Annotated in this window: 17 protein-coding genes; 14 read left to right on the forward strand and 3 right to left on the reverse strand. The window is 68.8% G+C overall.

Annotated features, from left to right (window positions below):
- The first annotated feature begins 157 nt into the window (after positions 1–157).
- Together GLP40_RS17305 and GLP40_RS17310 are read left to right on the forward strand one after the other, a co-directional pair.
- A complete protein-coding gene (locus tag GLP40_RS17305; protein ID WP_154788926.1) occupies positions 158–895 on the forward strand; it encodes an LpqN/LpqT family lipoprotein in 738 nt (245 codons plus the stop codon).
- A gap of 11 nt (positions 896–906) precedes the next feature.
- Positions 907–1,173 carry a hypothetical protein gene (locus tag GLP40_RS17310; RefSeq protein WP_154788927.1) on the forward strand — a complete coding sequence of 89 codons (267 nt, stop codon included), beginning with the start codon at positions 907–909 and terminating at the stop codon, positions 1,171–1,173.
- Between the two features lie 59 nt (positions 1,174–1,232).
- Here the strand turns inward: GLP40_RS17310 and GLP40_RS17315 are convergent, their stop codons facing one another.
- The gene (locus GLP40_RS17315) at positions 1,233–1,940 is read right to left on the reverse strand and encodes a hypothetical protein (RefSeq protein WP_154788928.1); all 708 of its coding nucleotides are present in this window, start codon (positions 1,938–1,940) and stop codon (positions 1,233–1,235) included.
- A 113-nt stretch (positions 1,941–2,053) separates the two neighbouring features.
- Here GLP40_RS17315 and GLP40_RS17320 point away from each other — a divergent pair, with 113 nt between their 5' ends.
- The 7 genes from GLP40_RS17320 to GLP40_RS17350 all read left to right on the forward strand — a co-directional run bounded on the left by GLP40_RS17320 (position 2,054) and on the right by GLP40_RS17350 (position 9,193).
- A complete protein-coding gene (locus GLP40_RS17320) occupies positions 2,054–3,091 on the forward strand; it encodes a FecCD family ABC transporter permease (RefSeq protein WP_328290277.1) in 1,038 nt (345 codons plus the stop codon).
- Positions 3,088–4,521 (forward strand): FecCD family ABC transporter permease, encoded by a 1,434-nt coding sequence (locus GLP40_RS17325; RefSeq protein ID WP_328290278.1) that lies wholly within the window; start codon positions 3,088–3,090, stop codon positions 4,519–4,521. The genes GLP40_RS17320 and GLP40_RS17325 overlap by 4 nt, the downstream gene beginning before the upstream one ends.
- The gene (locus tag GLP40_RS17330) at positions 4,518–5,339 is read left to right on the forward strand and encodes an ABC transporter ATP-binding protein (RefSeq protein ID WP_328290279.1); all 822 of its coding nucleotides are present in this window, start codon (positions 4,518–4,520) and stop codon (positions 5,337–5,339) included. Before GLP40_RS17325 ends, GLP40_RS17330 begins: the two co-directional genes overlap by 4 nt.
- Before the next feature lie 78 nt (positions 5,340–5,417).
- Positions 5,418–5,819, forward strand: a complete 402-nt coding sequence (locus tag GLP40_RS17335; protein ID WP_154788929.1) for a BlaI/MecI/CopY family transcriptional regulator — start codon at positions 5,418–5,420, stop codon at positions 5,817–5,819.
- 43 nt (positions 5,820–5,862) lie between these two features.
- Positions 5,863–6,804 carry a M56 family metallopeptidase gene (locus GLP40_RS17340; RefSeq protein ID WP_154788930.1) on the forward strand — a complete coding sequence of 314 codons (942 nt, stop codon included), beginning with the start codon at positions 5,863–5,865 and terminating at the stop codon, positions 6,802–6,804.
- Positions 6,805–7,225: 421 nt separating this feature from the next.
- The gene (locus tag GLP40_RS17345) at positions 7,226–8,575 is read left to right on the forward strand and encodes a DEAD/DEAH box helicase (protein WP_407671616.1); all 1,350 of its coding nucleotides are present in this window, start codon (positions 7,226–7,228) and stop codon (positions 8,573–8,575) included.
- 234 nt (positions 8,576–8,809) lie between these two features.
- Positions 8,810–9,193, forward strand: coding sequence for a cupin domain-containing protein (locus GLP40_RS17350; protein WP_154788931.1), 384 nt, complete (start codon positions 8,810–8,812; stop codon positions 9,191–9,193).
- 8 nt (positions 9,194–9,201) lie between these two features.
- Here GLP40_RS17350 and GLP40_RS17355 read toward each other — a convergent pair whose 3' ends face one another.
- Positions 9,202–9,642 carry a nuclear transport factor 2 family protein gene (locus tag GLP40_RS17355; protein WP_328290281.1) on the reverse strand — a complete coding sequence of 147 codons (441 nt, stop codon included), beginning with the start codon at positions 9,640–9,642 and terminating at the stop codon, positions 9,202–9,204.
- A gap of 94 nt (positions 9,643–9,736) precedes the next feature.
- On the opposite strand from GLP40_RS17355, the gene GLP40_RS17360 reads away from it, so the two are divergent.
- The 5 genes from GLP40_RS17360 (at position 9,737) to cutA (ending at position 15,506) form a co-directional block, all read left to right on the forward strand.
- Complete coding sequence (locus tag GLP40_RS17360; protein WP_328290282.1) at positions 9,737–11,173, forward strand: GuaB1 family IMP dehydrogenase-related protein; 1,437 nt, start codon at positions 9,737–9,739, stop codon at positions 11,171–11,173.
- A 380-nt stretch (positions 11,174–11,553) separates the two neighbouring features.
- Positions 11,554–12,930, forward strand: a complete 1,377-nt coding sequence (locus GLP40_RS17365; protein WP_328290308.1) for a hemolysin family protein — start codon at positions 11,554–11,556, stop codon at positions 12,928–12,930.
- Positions 12,923–13,987 carry a hemolysin family protein gene (locus tag GLP40_RS17370; RefSeq protein ID WP_154788933.1) on the forward strand — a complete coding sequence of 355 codons (1,065 nt, stop codon included), beginning with the start codon at positions 12,923–12,925 and terminating at the stop codon, positions 13,985–13,987. Before GLP40_RS17365 ends, GLP40_RS17370 begins: the two co-directional genes overlap by 8 nt.
- Positions 13,987–14,910 (forward strand): 3-methyladenine DNA glycosylase, encoded by a 924-nt coding sequence (locus tag GLP40_RS17375; RefSeq protein WP_230329641.1) that lies wholly within the window; start codon positions 13,987–13,989, stop codon positions 14,908–14,910. Before GLP40_RS17370 ends, GLP40_RS17375 begins: the two co-directional genes overlap by 1 nt.
- Positions 14,911–15,101: 191 nt before the next feature.
- The gene (gene cutA / locus GLP40_RS17380) at positions 15,102–15,506 is read left to right on the forward strand and encodes a divalent-cation tolerance protein CutA (protein WP_154788934.1); all 405 of its coding nucleotides are present in this window, start codon (positions 15,102–15,104) and stop codon (positions 15,504–15,506) included.
- 64 nt (positions 15,507–15,570) lie between these two features.
- On the opposite strand, the gene GLP40_RS34500 is transcribed toward cutA, so the two are convergent.
- Positions 15,571–16,203 carry a DUF4232 domain-containing protein gene (locus GLP40_RS34500; protein WP_154788935.1) on the reverse strand — a complete coding sequence of 211 codons (633 nt, stop codon included), beginning with the start codon at positions 16,201–16,203 and terminating at the stop codon, positions 15,571–15,573.
- Positions 16,204–16,333: the final 130 nt, after the last annotated feature.

Here is a 16,333-nt window from a genome sequence, read left to right on the forward strand (position 1 = left end):
CCGGATCGCCGGGCGACATACGGATATTCACCGGCGGATCGCCGGCTCCGCGGACGGTATCCGGCCGGGATCGGAAGCGGCTTGGATGCCGGTTCCAATCGAATCCCAATCACCCGCGGCTACCTTTCGACGGCTCGATTCGACAGGGAGGTGCCAGATGACGATGGGAAATCGCGGCCTGATCGGGGTCGCCGTGGCGGCAGTGGCGGTGAGCGTCACGCTCACCGGATGCAGCAGCAAGGACCGCGCAACGAGCGTCTCGACCTCCTCGGCGTCGCCGAGTTCGAGCGCGGCCAGGACAACCGTGGCGGGGAATCCGGGCAACAGCAAACTCGCCCCGCGCACGCTGGACACCACCGGCGGCTCGAACTACACGATCGCCGACTACATCAAAGACCAGCACATCACCGAAAGCCAGGTGCACAACGGCGATCCGGGGGCGCCGGCGATCGGTCTGCCCTACCCCGACGGCTGGGCCAATGCGGGAGCCGACACCCCCGACTACGCCATCGGCGCGATCGTCTACAGCGGTCCGGACACTGCCGGGGCGAACTACACGCCGAATATCATCGCGTTGATGTCGAAACTGCAGGGCAAGGTCGACCCGCAGAAACTGATCGACGATGCCGCCGGCGAGATCAGGAACCTGCCCGGCTTCAGCCAGATCGGCGCTGGATCGGTCACCACCGTCTCCGGGTTCCCGGCCTACCGGATCGCGGGAACCTACACGCTGCAGGGTATTCCGGCGGTGTCGGCGCAGGAGACCGTGGTCATCCCGGGCGCCGGCGGCGCTTACTACGTGCTGCAACTGAACGCCACCAGCAATCAGGATCAGGCCGGGCTGCTGCAGTCGGCCATCGAGACCATCGACCAACAGATCACCATCACCGTCTGATGGACCCGACAATGCCTGCCCCGGAACCGGATTCGACCGCTGCCGCCCCGGAGAAGCCGAGCTCGCTCGGACGCATGTTCCTGAAGGTCTCGGGCCTGCCGTTCGTGCTGTCCCAGGCCGATGACCAACCTGTCGGCGTCCGGCAGTTCCTCCAGCTGTGCCTGATCGTGCTCTATCCCGCGTGGCTGGTGCTCATGGCCACGGTCGCACTGATCTACGGCATCCTGTGGGTTCTGCTCTGGCCCTTGCATTCTCGATCGCGGGGGCCAGTCGGGTGAGTACCGGTCGAGACCCCACTCGGGTCTCGACCGGTGAGACGGCGCTCCGGAGCCTCGGCCTACCTGTCGAAGCAGGTTCGGCGGACCGGAAGACCGCGGTCCTCGAACGCCGCGAGCATGGTATGCCCGCGCCGCGCGCCCTCCGACGAGGAGGTGCGGGCCAGAGCGGGGACATAGGTCGCCGCACCCACGACCGATTCGGCCACCAGACTCCAGAAGCGCCGGACACGCAGTCCGGCGCAGCGGGTCATCGCCTCCTGGACCAGGGTGAGGGCCGGGAGGCAGCGGTGGGCGAGCCAGACGTAGAGGGCGGGCTCGCAGGGCAGGGCCACGACGCCGTCCTCCCCGGTGAGAGGGTCGCCGTCGATGACGCGGATCGTGGTGTCGGACAGGCCCGCCCAGTCGATGCCGCCGTCGTTGTCGGTGTGGATCCAGAGGTTCTCCAGGCCCGGGTCCCAGGCGCGGCCCTCGGCCACCACCATGGCCATCACTCGTCCGATCACCGCGTGGATCAGGGCCGTGGCCACCACTTCGGCGGCGATGTCGGCATTGCTCATTTCGGCTGCGTGCCGCCGGTACATCACCTCGATGCGACCCTCGCGGATGCCGTCGGCGAGCCGCCACCATCGGCGTTTTCCCTGGTCTGCCATGGCCGCCACGGCGTATACGCGCGGGTGGTCGGGTTGCAGGGCACGCAGGCGGGTACAGGCAGTCCCGAAGGCGAGCCTGGAATCGCGCGGCGGGCACACGATTACGGGTTCGAGCATCGAACCTCCTCATTCATCGACTATTCGGCCAATGCATGGACAACGAGCACAAAAGATAGGTTAGGCTTACCAGACTTTTCGAGCAATGAACGCGTCAGGAGTAGTTCGTCACCGTGCCCGCCGTAGTCACCACCAGACGGCGACGTCTGTCCGGACTTCTCGTTCTCGCCGTCCTGTTGCTGTGCGCTATCGCGGCCAGCATTGCCCTCGGATCCCGGAACCTGGGCCTCGGCACCGTCTCTGAGGCGCTCATCTGCCCTGGTGGACTACCACTTTCGTGCCCGGCGGAGAGCTCGGCCGCGCAAATCGTGCGCGAATTGCGGCTCCCGCGAACCGGACTCGCCCTCATCACCGGCCTCGCGCTCGGCATGGCCGGAGCACTCATCCAGGGCTACACCCGAAACCCGCTGGCGGACGCGGGATTACTCGGTATCAATGCGGGCGCGGCGTTCCTGGCCGCCCTGAGCGTGCACTTACTCGCTCTCACCACGCCCGCGCAGTACATCTGGTTCGCCATCGCGGGCGCAATGCTCGCGGGCCTGGTCGTCTTCGGCGTCTCGACACTCGGCGGCGGCAAGGCGAGTCCATTGAGCCTGATCCTCGCGGGCGCGGCCGTCACCGCGTCCCTCCAGGCCATGACCAATATCGTTGTCCTGCTGGACGGCACGGCCCTCAACACCTACCGCTACTGGGTGGTCGGTGACGTGGCCGGACACGATGCCTCGACCTTCCGCCAGGTTCTACCGTTCCTCATCCTGGGCGCGATCCTGGCGCTGACCTCCGCGCCCAGCCTGAACCTGCTCGGCCTCGGCGACGACGTGGCCCGCGGCCTCGGCGCCGATGTCACCCGCAGCCGGGCCGTCGGGCTGGCCGCGGTCGCCCTGCTCGCGGGCGCGGCCACCGCCGCCGTCGGCCCGATCGCCTTCCTGGGTCTGATCGTCCCGCATCTGGCCCGCGCCCTGACCGGCCCGGATTACCGCTGGCTGCTCCCCTGTTCGGGCCTGATCGGCGCGGTGGTCCTACTTCTGGCCGACATCGCCGGTCGTTTGATCGCGCGCCCCGGTGAACTCCAGGCGGGCGTCACCCTCGCGGCTCTGGGCGCACCGTTGTTCATCGTGCTCGTCCGCCGCCGAAAGCTGGTGAGCCTGTGACTCTTCCGACACCTCTCACCGACGCGATGGCCACCGTGAGCCCTGGCCACCCCACGGCAAACTATCCCGGAAGCGCCGAATTACCCGCCACCGAGCCGACACCGGCCAACTCCGATCACCCCGGTGCGCCGGACTGCCGGCCACCCGCCGGACCCGATGACCATGCGGCCGAACCGGATTCGCCCACCACACGCGCGGCGGGCCTCGACGGGGCCGGATTCGGGGTGCCGCGATCCGGTGGCGACACGGCCGAGACCGCGCGTGCGCACACGCCGACAGAGCCGGCGCGACCGCGCCCGGCCCGCGGGGCAGTACCGGTCGTAGCGGCTGGGGACTGCGCCCCGGCTCGGGTCGACGAGGTGCGCGCCGTCCGGCCCGCGGTGCGGATGGGTGGGTTCTCCGCGGTGCTGCGGGTCGGCGGGCTATTCACCGTGATCACACTGGCGGTCCTGTTGTTCGGGCTGTTCGCGCTGGATATCGCGGTGGGCGAGTTCCGGATTCCGGTGGGTCGGGTGCTGGATGCGCTGGGCGGCGGAGGGACTCGGGCGCAGCGGTTCGTGATCATGGATTCTCGGCTGCCCAGGGCGTTGACGGCCGTGGTGGTCGGGGCGGCGCTGGGTTTGGGGGGCGCGGTGACGCAGTCGATTCTGCGCAATCCGCTGGCCAGCCCGGATCTGCTGGGCATCACCTCCGGGGCCGGCTGCGGCGCGGTGGCGGCGATTGCCGGCATGGGCGGGGTCGGCACCGGTGCGGCTGCGGCGTCGGGGATTTCGGCCGCGGCTCTGGCGGGCGGCGTGCTGACCGCCGTGCTCGTCTATCTGCTGGCCTGGGGCCCGACCGCGACCGGGGACAGCGGGGTCATGGGATTCCGGCTGGTGCTCATCGGGATCGGCGTGAACGCGGCGCTGCTGTCGATGGTGAGCTGGCTGCTGACGCGGGCGTCGCTCACCGATGCCGCGCACGCCCAGCAGTGGCTGACCGGGTCCCTGAACGCCTCGGACTGGTCGACCCTCGTTCCCGCGGCGATCGGACTGGGCCTCGCATTCCTCGTCGCCGTGTTGTCCACTCGGACGCTGGCCGCGCTGCGATTCGGCGCCGACACCGCGCGCGTCCTCGGAGTCCGCATCCAGACCCAGCAGGCGATTCTGATTGCCGCCGCGGTCGGTTGCACCGCACTGGCGACCGCGGCGGTGGGTCCGCTGAGCTTCGTCGGCCTGGCCGCGCCGCAGGTCGCGCGGCGGCTGCTGCGCACTCCCGGTGAGCCGGTGACCGCCTCGGCCCTGGTCGGAGCGATCGCCGTGGTCGGCGCGGACCTGCTCGCGCGCACCGCGTTCCCCGTCTCGCTGCCGGTCGGTGTGGTCACCGCGGGGGTCGGCGGACCATTCCTGCTCTCACTACTCGTTCGCACCAACCGGAAGGCGACCCTGTGATTCTCTCCGCGGACAACATCACCCTCGGCTACGGCGACCGGGTCATCGTCGATGGACTGTCGGTGGAGATCGAGCCCGGGCTGGTCACCACGATCATCGGCCCGAACGGCTGCGGCAAGTCGACGCTGCTGCGCTCGCTGGGGCGACTGCTGCGTCCGACAGCGGGTCGAGTCCTGTTGGACGGCAAGGCCATTTCCACCATGAAGACCAAGGACATCGCGCGGATCATCGGCATGTTGCCCCAGACGCCGGTCGCACCCGAGGGGCTGACGGTGGCCGATCTGGTCGCCCGCGGCCGTCATCCGCATCAGTCCTGGCTGCGGCAGTGGTCGGCCGACGACGAGGCCGAGGTGGCGAACGCCCTGCAGCAGACCGGCATCGCGGATCTGGCCGGACGCACCCTCGACGAACTCTCGGGCGGCCAGCGCCAGCGGGCCTGGATCTCCATGGCCCTGGCCCAGGGCACCGACATCCTGCTGCTGGACGAACCCACCACCTATCTCGACCTCGCGCACTCCCTCGAGGTGCTCGACCTGGTCGACCGCCTGCACGACGACGTCGGCCGCACGGTGGTCATGGTGCTGCACGACCTGAATCTGGCCATTCGCTACAGCGACCGCCTCATCGTCATGCACGCCGGGCGCGTCGTCGCCCAGGGCCTGCCCGCCGACATCATCGAGGCCGATCTGCTGCGCGAGGTATTCGGCCTGCACGCCGAGGTGCTCGAATGCCCGGTGTCCGGCCGGCCCATGATCGTGCCCATCGGGGCACGTCATGCGCGCGACTCCAGACCCGTGACGGCCGAGGCCGGGCTATGAGCAATACCACACCGGCAACTCGCCGGTTACGACGACCTGTAGTACGCATTCCTGTCGTTGCCTCCGTAAACTTGTGGGATGGCAGGTCTTGGTGAACTCGAGAAAGCGGTCATGGACCAGTTATGGTCGGCCGACGAACCACAAACGGTCCGGCAGGTCCATGAAGCCCTCGCTGAGCGTCGCGAACTCGCGTACACCACGGTGATGACCGTTCTGCAGCGCTTGGCGAAGAAGAATCTGGTGGTCCAGCAGCGCGACGACCGCGCGCACCGCTACGCGCCCGTGCATACCCGCGACGAACTCGTCGCCAGCCTCATGGTGGACGCGCTGCAACAGGCCGACGAAGTCGGCAGCCGCCGTGCCGCGCTGGTGCACTTCGTCGAACAGGTCGGTGCGGACGAGGCTGCCGCCTTGCGCGACGCACTCGCTAAGCTCGAAGCCACCGAGGCGACACGCAAGGCCGACAAAAAGTCCGAATAGCTGTAGCCTCGGCCCGAGCCCCACAACGCAGTGAGCTGAGGACATGGACTGGACAGCGCCGGTTTTCGCCGGTCTCGCCCTGTTATTGGCGGGACCGGTGCCAGCGCTGCTCAGCCGGGCCACGTGGCCCTATCGCAGTCCCCGTGCGGCACTCGTGCTGTGGCAGGCCATCGCGCTGGCCGCGGTGTTGAGCGCCTTCGGCTCCGGCCTCGCCATCGCCTCGCGGCTGCTCGTCCCGGGCGACGACGGCCGCCCGACCACCACCCCCAGCAAGGAAATCGACGCGCTCGGCCTGCCGCTGTGGCTGGCCCTCGTTCTGGTGTTCGCGCTCACCCTGCTCGTCGGGGCGCGGCTGATCTGGTCGGTGATCCGCGTCGGCATCCACACCCGTCGTCGCCGCGCTCGCCACCGCATGCTCGTCGACCTGCTGGATCAGTCCAGCGTGCGACGCAAATCGGCGGATATCCGAGTGCTGGCCGCCGCCGAGCCCATCGCCTACTGCCTGCCCGGCCTGCGCCGGCGCGTGGTCCTCAGTCAGGGCACCGTCACCAACCTGTCCGACACCGAGCTGACCGCTATTGTCAGCCATGAGCGCTCCCACCTGCGCGCCCGCCATGACCTGGTGCTCGAGGCCTTCACCGCCGCGCACGAAGCCTTCCCCCGCGTGGTCCGCTCCAAGTCCGCCCTGGACTCGGTGAAGCTGCTCATCGAACTCCTCGCCGACGACTCCGCGGTCAAGGTCACCGGCCCTACTCCCCTGGCCCGCGCCCTCGTGGCCTGCTCCAATTCCCCTGCCCCGCAGGGCGCCATGGCAGTCGGCGGTCCCACGACCCTGATCCGCATCCAGCGCCTGGCGGGCCCCATCGGTGATCTCCGCATCGCGGTCGCCGCCTATCTGGCCGCCGCCGCCATCCTCGTCGTCCCGACCCTCGCCGTCGCGATCCCCTGGCTGGTCGAGCTCAGCCGCCTGGTCAGCCGTGCCTGATCCCCATCTACCCGCCCCCGAATCCGGCTCGGGCGCGCCGCGATCCGCCATGCCCGCAGCCGGAATCGACCGGGGCGAACCAACCGCCCCACCGCGCGCGAACAGCGATGAGTCGCTGATCCCCGCATCCGTCCCAGCCCAGGAGGCCACCATCGACATCGACTCGTCGCCCGCAACCGAGGCCGTGCCCACCGACCCGGCGACCGCGGCCGACCGCCGGGTCGGCGGCCGGGACCAATGCGGCACTGCTGGGCCCATGGGCGCGGCGGACGGCGAGGCGAGCGCGGCGGAGGCGAGCGAGCCGGAGCGCCGCGGCACCAAGGCGGGGTCCCGCCATGGCCAGGTCACGACAACCGCATCGCCGCGGGCCGCCGCGGGCGGTGAGGCGCGATTCGCGGATCTGGGGCTGCCTCCGGTGCTGGTGCAGGCGCTGCGGCGCGGGGGGATCGACAGGCCGTTTCCTATTCAGGCGGCCGTGATTCCGGACATTCTGGCCGGGCGTGATGTATTGGGCCGGGCGGCAACGGGTTCGGGTAAGACCCTGGCGTTCGGGCTGCCGTTGCTGGTGCGGCTGTTCGGTGCGCCGAGTTCGCCGCGACGGCCGCGCGGGTTGATTCTCGCGCCGACGCGGGAGCTGGCGATTCAGATCGAGACGGCGCTGGACGAACCCGCGCGGTCGCTGGGGTTGCGGTTGGCCACGGCGGTCGGTGGGTTGCCGATCAAGAAGCAGGAGGAGCGGCTGGCGCGCGGAGTGGATGTGGTCATCGCGACGCCCGGGCGATTGACCGATCTGCTCGGGCGCAAAGCGGTGCAGCTGGGCGATATCCGGGTCGTCGCAGTCGACGAGGCCGATCACATGGCCGAGCTGGGATTCCTGCCGCAGCTCACGGCGCTGCTCAACAAGGTTCCGGGCGAGGCGCAGCAGCTGCTGTTCTCGGCGACCCTCGACGAGACGGTCGACGGGCTGGTGCAGCGGTACCTGCGGGAACCGGCCACGCACGCGATCGGCGCGGGTCCGGCGGTCGCATCGATCGCGACTTCGCCGGGCCGGGCCGATACTGCTGCGGCAGGCGAGGATTCGACCGAGGAGCTGGGGAGCGTCGCGGCCGGACCCAATATCGCGCATTTCGCCCTGCATGTCCGGCGGGCCGACAAGCGGGCGGTGGTGAGTGAGATCGCCGCGCGGCCAGGCCGGACACTGCTGTTCGTGCGGACCCAGCACGGAGCGGACAAGCTGGCCCGCAAGCTACGGGAGATCGGCGTCGGCGCGGTCGCGCTGCACGGCGGGAAGGCGCAGAATCAGCGCTCGCGCACGCTGGCCGCTTTCGCGGACGGCACCGCGCCGGTCCTGGTCGCCACCGATGTCGCCGCGCGCGGACTGCACATCGATGACGTCTCGCTGGTCGTGCACGTCGATCCGCCCGCCGACCCGAAGGACTACCTGCACCGCACCGGCCGCACCGCCCGCGCGGGCGCCTCCGGCACGGTGGTCACGATCGTCACCCCGGACGACCGCGACGAGGCCGCCCAGCTGGCCCGCCGCGCCGCCGTCACCCTCACCGATGTCGAGGTTCGTCCGGGCGACCGTAGGCTCGCCGAGATCACCGGCGCGCGCCGCCCCTCCGGCCGTCCGCTGCTCGAGCCGTCGACTTCCGCTGTCCCCCAACCCGATTCAAGCGAACGATCGCGATTCCGGCCCCGTCCCAAGGGGGAGAGCCGACCGCACAACAAGAAGCGCAAGCCGGGCGCGGCCCGCCGTTCGTCACGCTGACGCCGACACGTTTGGATGTTCCTACGACACGCGCGCGAAATCGACCAGGATTTCCGGCAAATCGGACGAGATTGAGATGACTCCGAGCCTGAAAATAGTCGCAGCAATCTCATAGCAAACATGGATTCCATGGCTCCGGCGACGGTTGATTCCGCCGCGGGGTCGGCGGGCAGTGTCCGGTCCATTCCCCGCAGGGAATCGCGAACGCACCATCGGAGCGCGAGCATCGAGACCATGACCGAGCCAAAGAACCTGCGCTACACCGTGATCGAATCCACCGCCGACGGCGGGTCGGTATTCGCCGATGCCGAAATCCCTTTGGCGGATCGGACTCTGGCGGTCGGCGTACCCGCCATGGCGGTCGGCGGCATGCCATCGGCCACGGGCGTTTCCTACCTGCGCAGCGCAGGCTTCGACAGCGAGCCGCATCCCGCCCCGGCCCGGCAGTGGGTGGTCATGCTGCGCGGCGCGATCGAGGTGATCACCTCCGACGGCAAGCGTCGCCGGTTCGCACCCGGGGATCTGGTGCTGGCCGCCGACACCGAGGGCCGTGGCCACACAACCGTCGCGGTGGGCGAACCGCCCTTCGAGGCCCTGTTCATTCCCACCGCGTCCTGAAACCCGGCTCAGACCAGATCGGCGTTGCCGTCGATGACCTTCAACTTGTATTCGAAACGGTCGATGCGCCAACCCTTCTCGGTGCGCCGCACACCCAGTACATAGCTCCCGACGAACCACCTGGTGGTGCCGCCGGCGGCGTCGTTCTTCACATGCACGGCGATGGCGTCGGCGTGGGCCAGCGCGGTGTCGCCGGTGATGTCGATGAGATGATTCCCGGCCTGGTGATGGACCGCGTCCAAGGATCCGAGCCCCGCGGCCCAGGCGTCGACGATGTCGGCGCCGGGCTGCGGCCCGACGGGTCCGCCGAAGCCGTTGTCGAAGAAGACCTCCTCCGCGAGCACCGACTCGCGCAGGTCGGCCCAGCGGGCCTGATCGCAGTAGACGAAGAGTTTGGTGATGGTTTCGCTGACATCCAGTCGATCGGCGAGCGCCGCAAGATCAGTCACGACTCAAAGTTAGGAGACCCCGCTGGCACCTGCCCGGCATTTTCACGGAGCGACCGCACCGCGAACTCCCAGCATTCAGCTACCATGGGCCAACGTGCAGTTTCTTCCCGGGCAGACTCCGCCCTACGACCTGACCTACGACGACGTCTTCCTCGTCCCCCGCCGGACGGATGTGGCGTCCCGGTTCGATGTCGATCTCTCCACCGCGGACGGGACCGGCACGACCATTCCGCTCGTGGTCGCCAACATGACCGCCGTCGCCGGCCGCCGCATGGCCGAGACAGTCGCCCGCCGGGGCGGCATCGTCGTGCTGCCGCAGGATCTTCCGATCCCCGCGGCCTCCGACACCATCGCCTTCGTCAAGAGCCGCTCGCTCACCGCCGACACCCCCGTGGTGCTGGATCCCGAGCAGTCGGTCTCCGACGCGCTGGCCCTCATCCACAAGCGCGCGCACGGCGCGGTCGTAGTGATCGAGAACGGCAAGCCGATCGGGGTGGTGACCGAGGCGTCCTGTGCCGATGTCGACCGCTTCGCCCGCCTGAGCACCGTCGCCGACGCCGACTTCGTCTCCGCCCCGGCCGACGCCTCACCGCGCGACGTCTTCGATCTGCTCGAGGCCGAGCACGCCCACCTGGCGGTGCTGGTCAACGCCGACGGCACCCTCGCGGGAGTGATGACCCGCACCGGCACCATCCGCACCGGCATCTACACCCCGGCCGTCGACGCCGACGGCAAGCTGCGCATCGCGGCCGCCGTCGGCATCAACGGCGACGTCCCGGCCAAGGCGAAGGCCCTGGTCGAGGCGGGTGCCGATGTGCTGGTCATGGACACCGCGCACGGCCACCAGGAGAAGATGCTGGAGACGCTGCGCTCGGTGGCGAGCTTGGACCTGGGTGTCCCGCTGGTCGCGGGCAATGTGGTCTCCGCCGACGGCACCCGCGATCTGATCGAGGCCGGCGCCGACATCATCAAGGTCGGTGTGGGTCCCGGCGCCATGTGCACCACCCGCATGATGACCGGTGTGGGCCGCCCACAGTTCTCGGCCGTGGCCGAATGCGCTGCTGCCGCCAGGGAATTGGGCAAGCACGTATGGGCCGACGGTGGCGTGCGCCACCCGCGTGACGTGGCCCTTGCCCTGGCGGCCGGCGCCGCCAACGTCATGATCGGTTCCTGGTTCGCGGGCACCTACGAGTCGCCCGGCGACCTGCGCGTCGACCGCGACGGCAACCGCTACAAGGAGTCCTTCGGCATGGCCTCCAAGCGTGCCGTGGCCGCCCGCACCGCCACCGACTCGGCCTTCGACCGAGCCCGTAAGGCGCTGTTCGAGGAGGGCATCTCCTCCTCGCGCATGCGTCTGGACCCGGAGCGTCCGGGCGTGGAGGACCTGATCGACCACATCACCTCCGGTCTGCGCAGTTCCTGCACCTACGCCGGCGCCCGAACCCTGGGCGAGTTCCATGAGCGCGCCATGCTGGGCGTGCAGTCGGCCGCCGGTTTCGCCGAGGGCCGGCCGCTGCCCTCCGGTTGGTGATCACTAGCGGGCACCACGCAGCGGGAACCCGGCGGGTCCCTCTCTCGGATTCGCCGGGTTCCGCGTGTGCGGACCCGGCTGTGCTCGCGGTCGTGGGCTTCGATGCCGGCCACGCGGACGTCCCGGCCGGCCGTTCCGGGCCGTCGCCCGATGTGATATGGCACCGCTGTGCGGAACGCGTAAAAGCCAGCCGGTAGCATGGCCTGACCGGACCCAGCACATGGGTATCCGTGGCGTAGATCCGCTAGCAACCCCTGCGAAAGGAACCAGTTGTCACCCGCGTCCAAGGGCGCTTCACAGGAGGGCTCCTCTACCGAGCCGGGTGACGAACCCGGCTTCCCCGCAATACCGGCACGACGAACGGTCGGGTGGTGCTGACCGTGTCGGCCGTGCTCACCGTTCTCAGTCTGCTCGGATTCATCGCTCTGACCGCCGGCACCGCGCTGTTCGTCGCCGCCGAGTTCTCGCTCACCGCCCTGGAACGCTCCACCGTGGAGGCCCACGCCCGCGAGGGCGACCGCCGGGCCCGGCAGGTGCGACGGGCGCATCGCACGCTCTCGTTCCAATTGTCCGGCGCCCAGCTCGGCATCACCATCACCACCCTGATCACCGGCTATATCGCCGAACCCGTGCTGGCGCGGCTGCTGGAGCCGATGTTCCGGGCCCTCGGGGTGAGCGCCGGTACAGCACACGGGATTTCGCTGGCGTTGGCGCTGATCATCGCGACCTCGCTGTCGATGGTCTACGGCGAGCTGGTGCCCAAGAACATCGCCATCGGCGCGCCGCTGTCCGCCGCGCGGCTGACCGCGGGCCCGATGATCGCCTTCGCCACGGTCTTCAAGTGGATGATCAATTTCCTGAACGGGGCCGCCAACTGGGCGGTGCGCCGGCTGGGCATCGAACCGGCGGAGGAACTCCGCTCGGCGCGGTCGCCCCAAGAACTGGGTTCACTGGTGCGTACCTCCGCGCTGCACGGGGCGCTCGATCAGCGCACCGCGCAGGTGGTGGATCGCTCGCTGCAGTTCGGTGAGCGCACCGCGGAGGAGCTCATGACGCCGAGGATGACGATCGAATCCCTGGATCAGGACTGCACGCTCGCCGATCTGGTCGACGCCGCCCGCGAGACCGGTTACTCCCGGTTCCCGGTCATCGACGGCGATCTCGACAACACCCTCGGCTTCGTGCACATCAAACAGACCTTCGTGCACCCGGTGAAGGATCGCCGCAGCATCACGTTGAAGTCCATCGCCCACCCGGTGCCGATCGTGCCGGCCAGTCTCGACGGCGACGAAGTGCTCGACCGGGTGCGCCGCGACGGCATGCAGGTGGCGCTGGTGGTCGACGAGTACGGCGGCACCGCGGGCATCGTCACCATGGAGGACCTGATCGAGGAGATCCTCGGCGACGTGCGCGACGAGCACGACGAGGAGGAGCTCGATGTACGGCGCACGCAGCACGGCTGGGACTGCTCGGGTCTGCTGCGCATCGACGAGGTGTCCCGGACCACCGGATACGACGCGCCCGAGGGCGAGTACGAAACCCTGGGCGGCCTGGTGCTGACCCGACTGGGCCGGATTCCGGTGACGGGCGATGAGGTGCTGCTGCCGCAGCCCGGCAATCACCAGCTGGAGCACATGCACACCAAGGGCGGCTGGATCGCCAAGGTGGAGCGGATGGACGGCCGTCGCATCGACCGTGTGCTGATCCGGCCCGTCGACGCCGAGGCCCTCGCGAGCTGGGAGCACAACCATGGGTGACCTGTACGCCGTCCTGTTGACGTTCCTGCTGCTGCTGGGCAACGCGTTCTTCGTGGGCGCGGAGTTCGCGCTCATCTCCGCGCGCCGCGACCGGCTGGAAGCGCTTGCGGCGCAAGGGAAGCGGAGTGCCAATACCGTCATCGAGGCGGGCCAGAACCTGTCGATGATGCTGGCGGCCGCGCAGCTGGGCATCACCATCTGCTCGATCCTGCTGGGTCGCGTGGGTGAGCCCGCGGTGGCGCATCTGCTGGAGAAGCCGTTCGATCTGCTCGGCGTGCCGGATTCGCTGCTGCATCCGATCTCGTTCGCGCTGGCGCTGGCCATCGTGGTGGTGTTGCACATCCTGCTGGGCGAGATGATTCCGAAGAACATCGCGCTCGCCGGGCCGGAACGGTCGGCGCTGCTGCTGGTCCCGCTGCATCTGTGGTGGCTGCGCATCGCCAAGCCGGTGATCGCGATCTACAACTTCGCGGCCAATATCACCCTGCGCGCGTTGCGGATCGAGCCCAAGGACGAACTGGATTCCACGGTGTCGTCGGTGGAGTTGGCCGAGATGTTCGGTGAATCCCGGTCCGAGGGTCTGCTGGACGAGGAGGAGCACCGCCGCCTCACCCAGGCGCTGGGCTCGAGCGACCGCATCGTCGCCGATGTGATGGTGCCGCTGGCCAAGGCCCGCTCGGTACCGCTGCGCGGGGACGGTACCACGCTGGGCGATATCGAATCCGCTGTCGCCGAAACGGGTTTCTCGCGCTACCCGGTGCGGGCCGCCGACGGTTCGCTGGTCGGCTACCTGCACGTCAAGGACGTCCTCGACCTGACCGCCGACGACAACGCGGGTCCGGGCACCCCCATCCCCCGCACCGATATCCGCCCGCTGCCCACACTCAGCATGGGCACCACCCTGTTCGAGGCGCTGGCCCGCCTGCGCCGCACCAACTCCCATCTGGGCCGCGTGGTCGACAGCCGCGGCAATACGGCCGGCATCGTGGCGTTGGAGGACCTGGTGGAGGAGTTCGTCGGCACGGTCCGCGACGCCACCCACCGAATCGCGGAATGATGAACGCTCGCACCGATCCGACCGTGCTGTCCGGCCCCGCTTGGCGGGGCCGGGCGGCCGCCCACCGCGACCGCGTCGACGCCCTGGTCGGCCCGTATCTCCAGCGCCGAGCCGCAGGTTCGACACACCCGGTGATCGACTTCCTGTTCACCTACTACGGCCACAAGCCCGCCCAGCTGAAGCGCTGGCACCCCGGCTTCGGTGCGGTCCTCATCGATGCCGACGACTACGCGGGTTCGCGCGGCTACCACGAGGTCTCGGTCACCGCCCGTGAAGGCGGCCTCATCGCCGGCTGGACCGCGGACCCGGCCTTCCTCGAAAAGCGCCGCGACACCATCGAATTCGTCGCCCGCCTGCTCTCGGCCACCGCCACCCGCCCCGCCCAGCTGTCCTGCTTCGGCCTTCACGAATGGGCCATGGTCTACCGCACCGACGACGTCCGCCACCAGCAGGTCCCGCTCCGCCTGGGCCCCGAAGGCACCGACGCGGTCGTCGAGTCGATGCAACTCCGCTGCACCCACTTCGACGCCTTCCGCTTCTTCACCCCGGAAGCGGCCCCCCGCAACGCCGAACCCCTCACGCGCGAGTCCCAAATCGACCGCGAACAACCCGGCTGCCTCCACGCCAACATGGACATCTACAAGTGGGGCTTCAAGCTGACTCCCCTGATCAGCTCCGACCTGCTGTTGGACGCCTTCGAACTGGCCTGCGCCGCCCGCGAACTCGACATGAAGGCCAGCCCTTACAACCTGCTCGACTTCGGCTACGCCCCCATCCGCATCGAAACCGCCTCCGGTCGCGCCGAATACGTGCGCGCGCAAGCCGAAATCTCCGCCCGCGCCGAGATCTTGCGGACGCGGCTGCTCGATGTCTGCCGAGAACTTCTGGCCACCGCTGATCAAGCACTCGGCTTCCGGCGATAAGGGTCGGGAGCAGTCCGTTCAAAGGGTGCCATGTACTTCTCGCTGCACCCGCACGGACAACGCATGGTCGGCGGATGGATCGGCCTGTCGTATGCCGCACCCGGTCCGCGGCCGGGCCGCTATCGGGCATGAGCGCGAGCAGCCGGAGGATCTGATATCCAACTCTGTGGCACTGAGGAAGACTTCCAGGCATGGCCGAAGATGAACTCGTAGACATCAGCATCACAGGACCAGACGAAGAGAAGCTCGCCGAGTTCACTCGCAAGCTTGTCGACAGCAGACTTGCTGCCTGCGGCAACATCATTCCGTCGATCCGGAGTATCTATCGGTGGGAAGGTGAGGTGCGGGACGAGCGTGAAGCGCTGGTGGTGCTGCACACCCGACAGTCGCTTGTCAAGGCCATCATCGACTTCGCGGACAAGGAGCACCCGTATGACACTCCGCAGGTGCTCGCGGTTCCGGTGACGGACGTGCATCCCGGCTACAAGCAGTGGGTGTTGGACTCGACCCGTCAGACGACGAAAAGACCCCTCCCACAAGGGGAAGGGTTTGCGGCCACCCCACCGGCGAAGCGGCCACCAAAGGACCCACGCTGACCATCCGCGTATCGGCTGAGTCGAATCAGCCGTAGCCCATGGTCGAGGTTCCCACGGTCGCTCACTACTGCGTGACCGGGTGGATTTTGAGGTTGCAGGTGGACAGGGATTCGGGGATTACTCGGATGTCGGTCGAGTTGGGTGCGGTTACTTCGACTTTGGTGACTGTGGGGTCCGGTTTGCCATAGACGCCGCAGGATACGGCCTCGGCGATGGCGCGGGCCGGGTGGCCGGATTTGACTACTACTGTGGGCGCCTTGTCGGTGCCGGCGGGAAGGCCGCCCATGTATCCGTTGGGGGTGCGTTCGGCGTGGATGACCTCGCCGGTTTCGGCGGTTTCGTCCAAGCCTGGATAGCCGGTGAGGGTGCAGGCTTGGGCGGGGTTGGCGATCGAGAAGACGAGGGTCAGGCCGTGGTGGTTGGTGGCCGCGCCCATGCCTTTGACGGTGATGTCGACCTGACCGGGAGCGCAGGCGGCGATGGAGGTGTCGGTGGGCTGCGGCGCGGTGGATTCGGGCGTTCCGGTCGCCGGGGAGTCGCCGGGGTTGGCGTTGCCGGAGGGGACGCCGGGAGTGCTTGCTGCGGCGGGGGTGGCCGGGGTTCCGGATTGGACCGGACCGGGCGAGGTCGAGGTGGAGCAGGCGGCGGCGCTCAGTACCGCGCAGGCCAGCAGTGCCGTGAATCCTGTCGTGCGCATAGGCTCACCTATCCCCTTCGATGATCAGAACATTGTCGAAATCGCCTGGGCGAGCACCCCTGTTACACACTATGGCAAGGGGTTTCGCTGTTTTCCGGAACGTTCACGCGTCGCGGACCCCAAGTGTCAC

Origin of the sequence: Nocardia aurantiaca (genome assembly GCF_009708175.1) — a bacterium.
Taxonomy (GTDB): Bacteria; Actinomycetota; Actinomycetes; order Mycobacteriales; family Mycobacteriaceae; genus Nocardia; species Nocardia aurantiaca.